This window comes from Methylomonas sp. MK1, from assembly GCF_000365425.1.
GTDB lineage: Bacteria > Pseudomonadota > Gammaproteobacteria > Methylococcales > Methylomonadaceae > Methylomonas.
In genome coordinates, this window is the sequence record NZ_AQOV01000003.1 from 112,856 (window position 1) to 125,754 (window position 12,899).

Below are 12,899 nucleotides of genomic sequence, written 5' to 3' on the forward strand. Positions count from 1 at the left end.
GTTTTTCCAATCATCGGCTATTTACAAATAACCATGGAAATTATCTTGATTGGCGGCTAGTGGTCAGTCAGATGCCTGCCGATGAAGTAAGTGGTGTCATGTGGACGGGTTTGGGCCGTCACATGCTTTTGGCTTCGTTGAGGTCATGCAAATTTGAATGTCCGCTATCGAAATTGAATCGCTGAAATCGGCGTACTCATAGTTTAGGCCAACAAGAAACAGGCACTAAATCGAAAATTCAACTTACTGAAAGTTCGCTTTCAACCAGGTCATAAAAAACACAAAGAGTTTCACGGGGTACATGAGATGAGAGACGGGCCTTGTTACCTCGGCCCATCTCCAACTGCTCGGCAATACATATCCTTGCCGTTCGGCGAAAGGGTTTACATCTGACGATGCATTGCCGCCATACTCAAATTGGCCTCGGCGGCTTTTTCATAGGCATTAATCAACACTCGACAGTGGCTTACCAAGGTGTCCGCCTGCTTGCCGTAAAGATAGCTTTTAGCTTGATATTGGCTAAGCAGTTTTTTGTGTTCATCAACTTTGAGCTGAAGGTCTTTCGCCGCTTCTTCGTAATGTTTTGCCAGAGCCTCATGATCGGCTTTGGATGAAGCACTTTGCACAGCTTGGCTCATATCCATTGGATGCGGGTTCATCTCGGCGCAAGCGGTCAGCAAACCAAGAGCCAAAAACATGGTAATCAGTGTGTTAGTTTTCATAGGTATTCTCCAGTAATTCAAAAAAGTTTTATGACATACATTTTTCAAGTTGTCAGCTTGTTATCGTTTTATCTCCTTTATAGTGGGTTAAAAAATGAAATCACAGCCGTGTGACGGTTGTTTAAAACGAACGCCCCTTATCCCAAGGATGACCCTGTCCACCAGGATGTGACGAGTAGACTTTTTTAATGACTTTAGTATGTGATGCACATGAAGAAACAGTGAACAATAAAAGTGCGATTAATAGAACAACACGTTTTCGACTTCTAAATAATGTATTCATGCTTTCGATCTCCTGTAATGAATTAAAGAACGACATCAACGGGTCCTTGCTTGCGCCTTTCTTGAAATTGCAACACCAGACTGTAAATCACCGGAAACACCAAAAGACTCAGTATCAACACGGTGAGCATGCCGCCCAGCGCGGGGGCGGCGATACGCTGTGTGACATCCGCGCCGGTTCCGGTCGCCGACATGATGGGGATTAAACCCACGATATTGGCAAGCGAGGTAATCGCTACCGGGCGCACCCGCAGCGCCGTTGCGGCCTCGCAAGCAACCCTGATTTCCTCGCCAGTCAATGGGGCCTGTTTTTGTGCCCGCAGCTTATCGATTTCAATGTCGATAAAACTCAGCACCATGACCCCGGTTTCCGCCGCCGTGCCCGCCAGGGCGATAAAGCCGACATAGACGGTAATCGACAGGTTATATCCCAACCCGTATATGAACCAGATGCCGCCAATCAGACTAAATGGAATCGCCAACATCACGATAGTCGGTTCGGTGATATTGCGAAAGGCGGTATACAGCAGGATAAAAATCAGCAGCAGCGTGATGGGCACCACGATGCGCAAGCGTTCCGCCGCCCGTTCCATGTATTCAAATTGACCGGACCAAGTAACGGTATAACCTGCCGGTATCGTGACATTTTCGGCTAAGGTCTTTTTTGCCTGCTCCACATAACCGCCGATGTCGGAGATTTTAAGGTCTACATAAATCCAGGCATTGGGCCGTGCATCCTCGGTTTTGATGACATCGGTGCCGCGTTTAAAGTTGATGTCTGCCACCGCTGTCAAAGGAATCTGGCTGCCCGTCGGAGTGGAGATCAAAACCCGCCGCAGCGCTTCCGGGTTATCGCGCAGGTCGCGCGGATAGCGTAGATTGACCGGATAGCGCTCTAGCCCTTCGACGGTTTCAGTGATGTTCATGCCGCCAATCGCACTTTGAATCACATCCTGGACATCGCCGACCGTTAAGCCGTAACGTGCGGCCGCTTCTCGGTTAATATCAAAGTCCAGGAAATAGCCGCCGACTGCCCGGTCACCATAGGCCGATAGCGTGTCCGGCAAGGTTTTCATCGCCTGTTCGATTTGTAGCGACAGGGATTGCAGCACATTCAGATCGGGACCGGACACCTTGATACCCACCGGGGTCTTGATGCCGGTAGAGAGCATGTCTATCCGGGTTTTGATGGGCATGGTCCAGGCGTTCGCCAAGCCGGGAAAATGAATGGACTTGTCCATTTCATCCATCAGTTGCCGGGTGGTTTTGCTTGGATCAGGCCACTCTTCTCGCGGCTTTAACTTGATGGTAGTTTCCACCATCATCAACGGCGCGGCATCGGTGGCGGTTTCTGCCCGGCCGATCTTGCCGAACACATGATGCACCTCGGGAAAGGTCTTAATGATCTTATCGGTCTGTTGCAAGACTTCCCTAGCCTTGGTGATAGAGATGCCCGGAAAGGTGGTGGGCATGTATAAAATATCGCCTTCATCCAGAGGCGGCATAAACTCGCTACCCAGTTTGGATAAGGGATAGAGCGTAGAGGCCATCAACAGCAGAGCCACGATGAGTGTGGCAGCCCGCCAGCGCATCGCCAATTTCAAGACCGGCGAGTGAATGGCATGCAGGAAACGGTTAATCGGATTTTTGTGTTCGGGGATGATCTTTCCGCGTACAAAATAGCCCATCAACACCGGCACCAAAGTGATGGTCAATATCGCGGCGGCGGCCATCGCATAGGTTTTGGTGTATGCCAGAGGACTGAATAAACGGCCTTCCTGTGCCTGCATGGTGATAATCGGCAGGAAGGACACGGTAATCACCAGCAGTGAGGAAAATAGCCCTGAGCCGACTTCGCGGGAGGCGTTACCGATGACCTCCCAGCGTTCCTGTGAAGTCAGCTTGGCTTGTTTTTTCTCAGCCGCTTCGGCCAGGTGTTTATGGGCATTTTCGACCATCACCACGCCACCATCGACCATGTCGCCTATCGCCAGCGCGATACCGCCCAAGGACATGATATTGGCGTTCATGCCTTGCCACTTCATTACGATAAAGGCCATCAAAATGCCCAGCGGCAAGGTGATTACAATCACCAATGATGAACGCAGATGCAGTAAAAATAAGGCGACCAAGGCACAGACAATAATTAGTTCCTGCGTTAGCGCATCTTTCAAGGTGTCCACCGCCCGCTCGATCAAACTGCCGCGATCATAGACGGGGACGATTTCAACACCTTCCGGCAGGCCTTTTCTCAGTTCATCCAATTTCTTCCGCACGTCCTCAATGGTTGCCAGGGCATTTTCGCCAAAACGCATCACCACCACGCCGCCGGCCACTTCGCCTTCGCCGTTGAGTTCGGTCACGCCGCGCCGCAGTTCCGGGCCAATCTGGATATGTGCGACATCCTGCAAACGTATCGGCGTGCCGTTGGCGTCAACTCCCACCGGTATGGTATTCAGATCGGCAATGGATTTGATGTAACCCAAGCCTCTGACCATGTATTCGGTTTCGCCGACTTCCAGCAAGCGTCCGCCGACATCGTTATTGGAACGCTTGATGGCCATCATCACGGTGGATAACGGAATCTCGTAAGCTTGCAGGGCGTTGGGATCGACTTCCACCTGATATTGTTTGACGTAACCGCCGACCGAAGCCACCTCGGAAACGCCGGGAACTGTCTGCAAGGGGTAGCGCAGATACCAGTCCTGAATCGAGCGCAATTGCGCCAAATCATGCTTGCCGGTCTTGTCCACCAAGGCATATTCGTAAATCCAGCCGACACCGGTGGCATCCGGACCCAATGCCGGTGTGACACCTTGCGGCAAACGATTTTTTACATAGTTGAGGTATTCCAGCACCCGCGACCTGGCCCAATACATATCCGTGCCGTCTTCGAAAATCACATAGACGAAGGACAGACCGAAGAAGGAATAACCACGTACCACCTTGGCATGCGGCACGGCCAGCATGGCGGTGGTCAATGGATAAGTCACTTGGTTTTCGACTACCTGCGGCGATTGGTCGGCATAGTCGGTGAAGATGATCACCTGCACATCGGACAAGTCCGGTATGGCATCCAAAGGCATGTTCTTGAACGACCAAACGCCGCCGATGGCCAGGATAATCGCTCCCAGCAATACCATGAAGCGGTCTTTCAACACGCTATTGATGATGAAATCAGTCATGGTTATGCGCTCCCTGCTCAACTGGCAACGATTCGGTTGCGGATGGCTGTGCTGCCGAAGGTTCCATCATTTTAGCCGTGGCTTCATTCAGCTTGGATTCGGAATCGATCAGAAATTGCGCCGAGGTGACCACTTCCTCGCCGGCACTCAGACCGTCAATAATGGCAATATCGTCATTGGACGATAAACCCGTCGTCACCCGGCGCGGTTCGAATTTACCGGGACCGCGCACCACCAAAACCTGGGTTTGCGCGCCGGAACGGATCACCGCTTCGGAAGGGATCACCACCGCATCCAGTTGCTTGCCGGCATGGATGGTAACTTCGGCGAACATATCGGGTTTTAACAGCAAGTCGGCATTATCGAATACCAGTCGCACTTTAATAGTCCGGGTCTTGGCTTCGGCATAGGGATAGATAAACGCCAGGCGACCTCTGAACGTCCGGCCAGGAACACCGGCCAAGCGCATGTGAACCGGGTCGCCTTCTTTCACCCAGGGCAGTTCGTACTCGTATATTTCGGCATATACCCAGACCGTGGATAGATCGGCGATCATGTACAGTTCGGTTTCAGGCGTGACGTATTGGCCTTCGCGAGCACCGATATTAATGACGATGCCATCCGCCGGAGTATGGATATGCAAGCTTTTTTTGATGGCTTGGCTATCCGTTAAATCGTGCAGTTGATGCGCCGGCATATCCAGCAATTTCAAGCGCTCGCGGGAGCTTTTAACCAATTCTTCCGCACCGCGTCTGATGTCTTCAATCGGGCTTTTTTCCAGCACCTTGAGATTGTTTAACGCCAACACATATTCCTGTTGGCTGGCCACCAGTTGCGGGGAGTAAATGCTCAGCAGTTCTTCATTCTTCCTGACCCTTTGCCCAGTCTTATCGGCACGCAAGGTTTCGATCCAGCCTTCGGTTTTGGGGTGCAGGCGGACAATATGCTCTTCATCATAGGCTACCCGGCCAACGGCGCGCACCACATGCGATAGCAAGGTTTGTTTGGCAAGTGCAGTCCGCACCCCCATGTTTTGTACCGTCGCCGCGTCGATTCTGACGGCACCGGCCGAATCGTCAGTTTTTGCCTCGTCGTCGGCATACACGGGCAGATAATCCATGCCCATATTGTCTTTCGCGGGCACAGGTGATGTGACGGCGGGATTCATAGGGTTGCGGTAGAACAGGATTTTGGGTGGTTTAGGCGCATTATCGTTTGCATAAACCGGCTCATAGTCCATGCCCATGGCATCCTTGGTCGGCTCCGGGGAAGTCGCCGATGGATTCATTGGACTTCTGTAAAATAACGGTTTCCGGCCATCCGCCGGTTGAACAGCCGATTCGTGTTTGGGTTGCTGAGCCAACCAATAGCCGCCAGCCAAGCCTATCCCCAGCGTCACCACGGCAGTTAATAACAGTTGTTTATTCATAAATATTGTCCTCGCCCACATTCGCGCAAAGTTGCGCCAGCGCTTGTTGGGCTTCCGTAAAGGCTTTCCAGTATTGGGTTTCGTATTCGAACAAGGTGATCTGGCTACGCACCAGATTCAGAAAATCGACCTTATTAACCTGATAACCGGCCAGCATGGACGCGACGGTTTGCCGGGCCTGCGGGATGATGCCGGTATCGAACAACACAAATTGCTGTTTGGCTCGCTGGTAATCGCTGTGACTTTGGGTAATTTCAGAACGAACCGTGTTCCATCGGTCTTGCAGGGTATAGCGTTGTTGCATCAGCTCGCTGTTGCGCTGGTCGATCATCTTATTCTGCTTGCTGCCGGCAAAAATCGGCACGTTCATGCTGACACCCAAACTGAGCAGATCGGAACGCCGGGTACCGTCCGGCATGTTATCGCGAGCGCCATATGCCGCTTCGACATTGAAATCGGGCAGCAGCTCTTTTTGAGCCAGTTCCAGCTTTGATTGCGCGGCGTTAATGCCACGCCTCTCGCTTTCCAGCAGCGGTCTCGACGTTTCCGCTTGTTGATATAGCCGGTCTTCCTGTCTGATTTCCGGCAGCTGTAATGAAAGCGTGGCGGGTAATTGCACGGGATTGTTGGCGGGTTGATCCAGCAATGCGTTGAGTTTGGCCACAGTGCTGCGCCGCATCCCGGTGAGATTGATTTTTTGATCTAACAATTTGGATAATTCCAATTGGGCCAGCAACACCTCTTGTTGCAAACCTTCACCCACTTCATATTTGCTTCTGGCAATATCGACGAACTGATGCAGTAATTGATGATTGTTATCCACAATCTCCTGGGTTCGATCCAGATAAAAAACCTGCCACCACAGGGTTTTCACATCGCTCAGCAGACGCAGCCGTAGCTCATCGGCATTGAGCGTTGCTGCTTCCGCTTCATACATCGCCGCCTGTTCGCGAAGCGCCAGTTTGCCTGGAAAAGGAATGGCTTGGGAAAGGCCGAAACCGAGTTGTGTCATGTCTTCCTGCCGGGTGCTAAAACTATTGGTCGGCAGACTCATGGCATTGAAACTGATTTGCGGATCGGGCAGACTGCCTTCCTGCGATGGAATGGCGGCCATCGCCTTGGCACGGGCCAGCATTTGCGCCAGGTCTGGGTTGTCCTGAGCGACTTTTTGAGTGGCCGCATCAAGTGTTAATAGCGGCTGCTCCGCAGCAGCGGCAACGCTACAGACGAAAAACAGCGTCGCCATCAGCAGACGCATTAAATGAACAGATCTCATGATTGTCCTCATAAGCTCGTTATAGCAATGACGATCAACCAACAGGCTGACTTAGCCGATGTCGATCATCTTAATGGCGATGGTTGTTTTTTACGGCAAAACACCGCCGTTGAACAGCTTAGAGGGTAATAATCGGCGGTTTTATATCCGGGGGAACCAGCAACGAAACCGATGTGGGTATTTCTCCAGCGCTATAGCGGCTAGAGATATGGGGCAGGATAAACCCAAAGGATGATGTGATTGCGCAATCGGCGCAAACATGAAAGCTGCAACTGGTCAAGTGAGGCTTGGCAGTAACGGAGTGACAATGATCGGAATGAGATGAAGCTGAAAACCCTTCGTCGCCCATCTCGTCGGCAGCAGCAACGATTTGTACAATCGATAACTGCCTTGTGAGTTCAGAATAATGAGCAAACGCAACCACAACAGGCATAATTGCCATGATGAGGGTTAACATTATGGTTAAACGTAGGTTCATCGTGTTGCGGATTTAACGAATCAAGGTTATGGACCGGTTTTTGTTGCATTCGGACTGATAATACTATCGGTATTTGCAGAAAGTACAACTTTTTAACCATCGACTGATAACAAGTTACCCTCGTTTGATAGAGCGGATCGAGTATTGTCCATTTTCGGACGAATCCTTACGGTGCACCGAGAAGACCCAAAATGCCAACGTTGACCATCGGCAAACTTGCCAAACAAACCGAAGTCACCATCGAAACCATCCGTCACTATCAACGCATGGGTTTACTGACGGAACCGGAGAAACCCGACGGCGGTTATCGCTGTTATTCAACTGATGCGGTTACCCGAATCCGTTTTATCAAACGCGCTCAACAGGCTGGATTTACCTTGAAGGAAATTGCCACCTTGTTATCGCTTGACGGGGCACATTGTGCTGACGTACGACAACTCGCCGAGCAGAAATGCCAGCAGATCGACCAACAGATCAAAAATTTAACGGCTCTCCGTCAGGTATTGGAAACCCTGGTCAACGATTGTCAACAGACAGCTTCAACCGCGCGTTGCGCCATTCTCGATGCGTTTTGCGATGATGCATCAACCAAATCCTGATTGTAAATAAGTCACCATCGCCCACTTGACTCTGTTCTTAACAACAGGGTTTAAGCTTCTTGCCAGCATTGAACATTGTTTGGTTGAGGAGATTCGCATGAATACAGACCCTGAAACACCCATTAACACCCCGTCATGGTTAGGTATCGGCGCTCTCTTGGCCGCTATAGGGGCTTCGGCCTGTTGTATCGGGCCATTTTTGCTGTTGTCGTTGGGTATTGGCGGCGCATGGATGAGTACGTTGACGGGACTGGAACCGGTCCGTCCATTTTTCATCATCCTGACCCTGGTCTTTATGGCGTTAGGGTATCGAAAACTCTATTTAATGCCTCAACGCTGTGAGGAAGGTGAAAGCTGTGCCACATCCGACATCCAGCGCCGACAACGCCTGATGTTTTGGTTGGGTTCCGCATTCATTTTTATACTGCTCGCCTTTCCTTGGTTAGCGCCTTTTTTCATGGCTTGAGAGGATTCAGATATGATCATTAAATCCAGTTTGTTTATTTTAAGCTTGTCATCAAGTGTGTTGTGGATGCCGGCGGCTCATGCTGAAACGGCTGTTGCACAGCCAAACCGGCAGCAAACGGTGACGCTGAATATAGAAAATATGACCTGTGCCATGTGTACAGTTACCATCAAGAAAGCTTTGCAGAAAGTCGAAGGCGTACAAGAAGTGACTGTCGATTACGATTCAAAAACGGCCACCATCACCTTCGATAGCCAAAAAACCGATAGTGCAGCCTTGATCAAAGCCACGACGGATGCCGGTTATCCGGGTTCGCTCGCCACACCTGTTGCTCGATAAAGCCAAGGATACAGTCTATGTCTGATTGCTGCTGCCCAAATACTTCCACCAAAACCAAACAAATTTGTCCTGAGTGTGGCTCCACTTGTATAAGTGTCGGTATGCCTACGCTTTACCATCAAGTCCGGTTTCCAAAGAATCAGGCGCTCATCACTGACAGCTATTATTTTTGCCCGGCAAAAACATGCTCAATTGCTTACTTCTCCAACGCGGGCAACACGATTCCCAAACAGCATTTACGAAGCTATCAAGCGATTCAAAACAACGTGCTTTGTTACTGTTTTGATATTGACGCCGAGCAGTATTTATCGGCGTTAAAAGCTCAGCGTGCGGAACCGATAAAGGATTTTGTCATGCAACGCACCAAAGCCGGGGAATGTGCCTGTGAAATCAGGAACCCGTCAGGCCAATGCTGTTTAGCGAATTTTAAATATCTGGAAAAAAGTCATTGAGACACCCTCTATCTCCTGCAAACAGATAACCTCCGGCGCTTTGACGCCGGCTTTTCTCTGATTTCTGCCAATTCCGGCGATTCGAAAAACGTCCGGGCGTTGTCCAGAGAGGATCACTGTGAAAAATGGACAATGTTGTTCACTTCGTTATCGTAGTGTAACCACTGCTGCGTTCAATCGTGACGACTTCACCGATACCTTATTCGATACCCTGAACTCGAAGCATGACTTGTCTCTGCCCCCTGGTCTGCGCGCTACAGTTGAATAATCCAGTTCTGGATTATCCGCATTGTGCGTATCGATAATCTCTTCAACCATGTACTTGTCGTTTTTAGTCGGTAACTCAATATCTCTAGCTATAGCCAAGTTTGCAATCGATATAAATTATTTATTGTAAAATACTCTACCGCTTAGTAGTATTTAATACATGATTAATTGGCATCTACTTATAACAAGTCTTCCCACCGAGAACGCAACGGCCCGTATGCGTATATGGCGATCTTTGAAGGCTTCCGGTGCGGCGGTGTTGCGTGATGGTGTTTACCTGATGCCTGACCGTGAGTCCTGTCGCGAAACATTAGAAACCATCGCCGTTGAAGTGCGTGAGAATGGCGGCACAGCAATGGTTTTGCGGACTGAAGAGCCAGACAATGGGAATTTCATTGGCTTTTTTGATCGTAGTGAAGAATATTCGGCATTATTAACGGACATAGCCAAAGTGCATGGTGAACTGTCAGTCGATACGGCTCAAGACCTTCTCAAACAATCTCGAAAACTCCGTAAAGCCTTTACCAGCCTGTCTGCCATCGACTTCTTTCCGGGTGAAGCACAACGCCAAACCGAAACAGCGCTGAGTGAACTGGAACTCTCAATTGTTCGGATTTTGTCTCCGGATGAGCCGCATGCAATTGAAGGCTCGATCTTGCTTTTATCGATTAGCGATTATCAGGGCCGTACCTGGGCGACTCGTAGCCGACCCTGGGTGGATCGTCTGGCCTCTGCCTGGCTAATTCGACGCTTCATAGACCCTCAAGCCCAATTGCTGTGGTTAACCTCGCCAACCGACTGCCCCACAGGTGCGCTCGGTTTCGATTTCGATGGTGCGACCTTCAGTCATGTGGATGGCCGGGTGACCTTCGAGGTGTTACTGGCGAGTTTCGACCTTGAACAACCCGCCCTGAAACGACTGGGTGCGCTAGTACATTTCCTGGACGTTGGCGGGGTACAACCACCTGAAGCGGTTGGCATTGAAAGCGTGCTGGGCGGATTACGTGATGCCATCAACGATGATGATCAATTACTGAACGCCGCCAGTGCCGTGTTTGACAGCCTGCTGGTAACGTTTGAAAAAGGAGTAAGCCGATCATGAGTCAACCTGACAAACCCTCATCTACTGAGCAATCTTTAGCCAGACCCGATCCAGTAGGCTTTTGGGAAGCCTTTCGTTTTTGGCTGAAACTGGGATTTGTCAGTTTCGGCGGCCCGGCCGGACAAATTGCCATCATGCATCAGGAGTTGGTGGAAAAACGGCGCTGGATTTCCGAGCAGCGTTTCTTACATGCCCTGAATTACTGCATGTTGCTGCCAGGGCCGGAGGCGCAACAATTGGCGACTTACATTGGCTGGTTAATGCATCGCAGCTGGGGCGGCGTCGTTGCAGGCGGTTTGTTTGTTTTACCATCACTGTTAATTCTGATTGGCCTGAGCTTCATTTATATGGCCTATGGTCATCTCACTGGGATTGCTGGCGTACTGTACGGCATCAAACCGGCGGTGACGGCCATTGTGATTTTCGCCGCGTATCGAATCGGTTCAAGGGCTCTGAAAAATTGGGTGCTGTGGACGATGTCGGCACTCGCTTTTCTGGCGATTTTTTTATTCGACACACCTTTTCCTTTGATTGTGCTGATTGCGGCCCTCTTGGGTGCCATTGGTGGCAAAGTGTTACCTAAAAAATTTGCTATGGGCGGTGGCCATGGTGCTGCCAAACAGGGTTATGGTCCCGCATTGATTGACGATGATACCCCGACTCCGCCACATGCGCTGTTCAGTTGGGTAGGATTATCAAAAGTCATTCTGGTTGGTCTGGCCCTGTGGGGCGGTGCCATCGGCTTCCTGTGTGCCCGGTATGGTTGGGACGGCGCATTGACACAGATGGGTTGGTTCTTCACCAAGGCGGCGCTGCTGACGTTTGGCGGTGCCTATGCAGCTTTGCCTTACGTTTATCAGGGTGCAGTCGAATATTTCCAATGGCTGACACCGCATCAGATGATCGATGGTTTGGCTCTGGGAGAAACCACGCCTGGCCCATTGATCATGGTAGTGACCTTTGTGGGGTTCGTCGCCGGATGGACGAAGGAAGTGTTCGGCCCTGATCAACTGTTTCTGGCGGGTGCTATTGCCGCAACGGTGGTGACTTACTTTACCTTTCTACCCAGTTTTCTGTTCATCCTGGCCGGCGGTTCATTGGTGGAATCTACGCACGGTAATTTGAAATTCACCGCACCGCTGACCGGCATCACTGCTGCCGTGGTCGGCGTGATTCTCAATCTGGCGGTGTTTTTTGCTTGGCATGTCTTCTGGCCGCAAGGCTTTACAGGGAATTTCGATGCGGTTTCCGCAGTCATCAGCCTGTGCGCTTTTTTAGCCCTGTTTCGTTACAAGGTGGGGGTAATCCCGGTCATCGCTGCTTGTGGCGGAACGGGTCTATTGTTTAGTTTCATCAAAATCTGGCTTGCCCAGCAAGGAGTTGTTCTATGAATACCATGCGTCAATCTCAAATTTTAACGCTGTTAATTTCATCACTACTGAGCGGCGTAGCCTACGCGCAAGAGGCCAGCCGGCATGGAACGCTGGATACCACCAAGATAGAGCAACTGACCGGTGCCAAAGGCAAGCTCGATACCGCCGAGAATGTTTTCAAAGTCACCGTGCCACGTAGTGATCTGGCTGTTACTGTGGCAGGTGTAAAAATGACTGCGGCGACTGGCTTTACATCCTGGGCCGGATTTTCTCCGGCTGGCGATAAAACCATTGTGATGGGTGATATGGTGTTGCAGGAAGACCAGATCAATCCGGTGATGAGCATCGCACTGGAAAACGGCATCGAGGTCACCGCATTGCATAACCACTTTCTGTGGGATACGCCTAAAGTGATGTTCATGCACATTGGTGGCACCGGCGATGCGGAAGCTCTTGCGACTGGCGTCGGTAAGGTGTTTGCCAAAATCAAGGAAACCAGTAGCGCTAAAGCTTCCGCGAAACCTAAGTCGTTCGATGCCGGTAAGACCACGCTCGATCCGAAACCCATCGAAACGATTATTGGTTCGCCCGTGGAAAAGGCTGGTGAAGTCTATAAAGTCACCATTGGCCGCACCACGCAAATGGATGGTCATACTGTTGGTAAGACTATGGGTGTGAATACCTGGGCAGTGTTTGCCGGCAGCAATGACAAAGCCATCATCGAAGGCGACTTTGCCATGTTGGAAACCGAACTACAAGGCGTACTGAAAGCCTTGCGCGGTGCCGGTATCGCCGTCACCACGATCCATAATCACATGGTTGGCGAATCGCCAAGAATCGTATTTCTACATTATTGGGGGACAGGTACCGTAAGCGATCTGGCCAAGGCGTTTAAAGCGGCACTGGATACTCAAACGAAAGTCTAATAA

11 protein-coding genes are annotated in these 12,899 nt (G+C 50.7%); 6 read left to right on the plus strand and 5 right to left on the minus strand.

Going from position 1 to position 12,899, the window contains the following annotated elements; translation table 11 throughout:
• Window positions 1–383: 383 nt before the first annotated feature.
• The 5 genes from G006_RS0124365 to G006_RS28555 form a co-directional block, all read right to left on the minus strand.
• Window positions 384–722, minus strand: a complete 339-nt coding sequence (locus tag G006_RS0124365) for a hypothetical protein (protein WP_020485843.1) — start codon at window positions 720–722, stop codon at window positions 384–386.
• A 305-nt stretch (window positions 723–1,027) separates the two neighbouring features.
• The gene (locus tag G006_RS0124370) at window positions 1,028–4,189 is read right to left on the minus strand and encodes an efflux RND transporter permease subunit (RefSeq protein WP_020485844.1); all 3,162 of its coding nucleotides are present in this window, start codon (window positions 4,187–4,189) and stop codon (window positions 1,028–1,030) included.
• The gene (locus G006_RS0124375) at window positions 4,182–5,618 is read right to left on the minus strand and encodes an efflux RND transporter periplasmic adaptor subunit (protein ID WP_020485845.1); all 1,437 of its coding nucleotides are present in this window, start codon (window positions 5,616–5,618) and stop codon (window positions 4,182–4,184) included. Before G006_RS0124375 ends, G006_RS0124370 begins: the two co-directional genes overlap by 8 nt.
• Window positions 5,611–6,876: a TolC family protein gene (locus G006_RS0124380; RefSeq protein WP_020485846.1), complete on the minus strand. Its 1,266-nt coding sequence runs from the start codon at window positions 6,874–6,876 to the stop codon at window positions 5,611–5,613. Before G006_RS0124380 ends, G006_RS0124375 begins: the two co-directional genes overlap by 8 nt.
• Before the next feature lie 136 nt (window positions 6,877–7,012).
• Window positions 7,013–7,372: a hypothetical protein gene (locus G006_RS28555; protein ID WP_152429042.1), complete on the minus strand. Its 360-nt coding sequence runs from the start codon at window positions 7,370–7,372 to the stop codon at window positions 7,013–7,015.
• A 191-nt stretch (window positions 7,373–7,563) separates the two neighbouring features.
• Here G006_RS28555 and G006_RS0124385 point away from each other — a divergent pair, with 191 nt between their 5' ends.
• The 6 genes from G006_RS0124385 (at window position 7,564) to G006_RS0124415 (ending at window position 12,896) form a co-directional block, all read left to right on the plus strand.
• On the plus strand, window positions 7,564–7,971 hold the full coding sequence (locus G006_RS0124385) for a MerR family transcriptional regulator (protein WP_020485847.1): 408 nt from the start codon (window positions 7,564–7,566) through the stop codon (window positions 7,969–7,971).
• Window positions 7,972–8,068: 97 nt separating this feature from the next.
• Complete coding sequence (locus tag G006_RS29585; protein WP_331725251.1) at window positions 8,069–8,776, plus strand: MerT/CopZ fusion-like heavy metal transport selenoprotein; 708 nt, start codon at window positions 8,069–8,071, stop codon at window positions 8,774–8,776.
• Between the two features lie 17 nt (window positions 8,777–8,793).
• Window positions 8,794–9,228: a putative iron-sulfur cluster-binding metallochaperone gene (locus G006_RS0124400; RefSeq protein ID WP_160167701.1), complete on the plus strand. Its 435-nt coding sequence runs from the start codon at window positions 8,794–8,796 to the stop codon at window positions 9,226–9,228.
• 484 nt (window positions 9,229–9,712) lie between these two features.
• Window positions 9,713–10,597 carry a chromate resistance protein ChrB domain-containing protein gene (locus G006_RS0124405; RefSeq protein ID WP_085986512.1) on the plus strand — a complete coding sequence of 295 codons (885 nt, stop codon included), beginning with the start codon at window positions 9,713–9,715 and terminating at the stop codon, window positions 10,595–10,597.
• Complete coding sequence (gene chrA / locus G006_RS0124410) at window positions 10,594–11,988, plus strand: chromate efflux transporter (protein ID WP_020485852.1); 1,395 nt, start codon at window positions 10,594–10,596, stop codon at window positions 11,986–11,988. Before G006_RS0124405 ends, chrA begins: the two co-directional genes overlap by 4 nt.
• Window positions 11,985–12,896: a DUF1259 domain-containing protein gene (locus tag G006_RS0124415; protein WP_020485853.1), complete on the plus strand. Its 912-nt coding sequence runs from the start codon at window positions 11,985–11,987 to the stop codon at window positions 12,894–12,896. Before chrA ends, G006_RS0124415 begins: the two co-directional genes overlap by 4 nt.
• The last annotated feature ends 3 nt before the right edge of the window (window positions 12,897–12,899 follow it).

Bases quoted from the DNA above. Each gene is read 5' to 3' on its own strand.
- chrA (WP_020485852.1), top strand. From the start codon at position 10,594: ATGAGTCAACCTGACAAACCCTCATCTACTGAGCAATCTTTAGCCAGA.
- G006_RS0124365 (WP_020485843.1), bottom strand. From the start codon at position 722: ATGAAAACTAACACACTGATTACCATGTTTTTGGCTCTTGGTTTGCTG.
- G006_RS0124405 (WP_085986512.1), top strand. From the start codon at position 9,713: ATGCGTATATGGCGATCTTTGAAGGCTTCCGGTGCGGCGGTGTTGCGT.
- G006_RS0124370 (WP_020485844.1), bottom strand. From the start codon at position 4,189: ATGACTGATTTCATCATCAATAGCGTGTTGAAAGACCGCTTCATGGTA.
- G006_RS0124415 (WP_020485853.1), top strand. From the start codon at position 11,985: ATGAATACCATGCGTCAATCTCAAATTTTAACGCTGTTAATTTCATCA.
- G006_RS0124400 (WP_160167701.1), top strand. From the start codon at position 8,794: ATGTCTGATTGCTGCTGCCCAAATACTTCCACCAAAACCAAACAAATT.
- G006_RS0124380 (WP_020485846.1), bottom strand. From the start codon at position 6,876: ATGCGTCTGCTGATGGCGACGCTGTTTTTCGTCTGTAGCGTTGCCGCT.
- G006_RS0124385 (WP_020485847.1), top strand. From the start codon at position 7,564: ATGCCAACGTTGACCATCGGCAAACTTGCCAAACAAACCGAAGTCACC.
- G006_RS28555 (WP_152429042.1), bottom strand. From the start codon at position 7,372: ATGAACCTACGTTTAACCATAATGTTAACCCTCATCATGGCAATTATG.
- G006_RS0124375 (WP_020485845.1), bottom strand. From the start codon at position 5,618: ATGAATAAACAACTGTTATTAACTGCCGTGGTGACGCTGGGGATAGGC.